This window comes from Thermococcus sp. (assembly GCF_027012695.1).
GTDB lineage: Archaea > Methanobacteriota_B > Thermococci > Thermococcales > Thermococcaceae > Thermococcus.
Window position 1 is genome coordinate 1 of sequence record NZ_JALUYR010000136.1, and the last position, 1,354, is coordinate 1,354.

Here is a 1,354-nt window from a genome sequence, read left to right on the forward strand (position 1 = left end):
CGAAGAATACCCCCTCGACCAGCTCCTCATCGGTGGTACCGAAATCAACTACCTCTTCATCTGCCCAACGAAGCTCTGGTATTTCTCACACGGCATTACGATGGAGGGGGAAAGCGAGTGGGTAGACCTCGGAAGGTTCCTCCACGAGAGGCGCTACGCCAACGAGGAGAAGGAGGTCCAGATAGGGAGCATAAAGATAGACTTCATTCGGAAAGGGGACGTCATAGAGGTTCACGAGGTCAAGCTCGGAAAATCAATGGAGAAGGCCCACGAGATGCAGGCTCTCTATTACCTCTACTACCTCAAGCGGCTCGGCATTAAAGCGAAGGCGGTTCTTCACTATCCCAAGCTCAACGAGACGAGGGAGGTTTCGCTCGACGACCGCGAGGGGGAAGTGGAAGATGCAATACGCGAAGTCCGGAGGGTGAAATCACTACCCACTCCACCGGAGCCGGTCAAATCAAAGAAGTGCAAGAAGTGCGCCTACTACGAGCTGTGCTGGGTTTGAGGTGATAGCATGAGAAAGCGCTCCCTCACCCTCCTCTCGGACGGAAACCTCTTCCGGAGGGAGAACACCCTATACTTCGAGAACGCCCGGGGCAGAAAACCGCTTGCGGTGGAAGGAATATACGACATCTACGTCTACGGCCACGTGAACATAAGCTCCCAGGCATTGCATTTCTTAGCCCAGAAAGGGATAGCGGTTCACTTCTTCAACCACTACGGCTACTACGACGGCTCATTTTATCCGAGGGAGAGCCTCAACTCCGGGGATCTGGTCATCAGGCAGGCCGAGCACTACCTCAACAGGGAAAAGAGGCTGAAACTGGCGAAACTCTTTGTCAAAGGCTCAGCTTTAAACATGGAGCGCAATCTGAAGCGCTGGAAGGTGACCGATGGCTTCTCCGAGGAGCTGAAGGAACTCTTGGGCGAACTGGAGAAAGCCCGCAAAATAACGGACATTATGAACGTCGAGGCGAGGATCAGGCAGGAGTACTACTCCCGCTGGGACGAGCACCTGCCCGAGGGTTTCAGGATAGGAAAAAGAACACGCAGGCCGCCGGAGAACGAGATGAACGCGCTTATAAGCTTCCTCAACTCCAGGCTCTATGCAACCATAGTGAGCGAGCTCTACAACACCCAGCTGGTCCCGACGGTGAGCTACCTCCACGAGCCGGGCGAGCGAAGGTTTTCCTTGGCTTTGGACTTGAGCGAAATCTTCAAGCCGGTCATAGCGGACAGAATAGCGACCCGGTTGGTAAAGCAGGGGATAATCAGGAAAGAACACTTCCGGAGTGAACTCAACGGCGTCCTGCTGACAAAAGAAGGCATGAAGCTCGTCCTGGAGCACTAC

At 54.4% G+C, this 1,354-nt stretch carries 2 protein-coding genes; both read left to right on the plus strand.

The features are described 5' to 3' along the window. Positions 1-508: CRISPR-associated protein Cas4 (gene cas4 / locus MV985_RS09085; protein ID WP_297465529.1), on the plus strand; the 508-nt coding region annotated here is incomplete at its 5' end. A gap of 9 nt (positions 509-517) precedes the next feature. Next, positions 518-1,354, plus strand: an 837-nt coding sequence (cas1b, locus tag MV985_RS09090; RefSeq protein WP_297465531.1) for a type I-B CRISPR-associated endonuclease Cas1b, incomplete at its 3' end; no start/stop codon positions are given.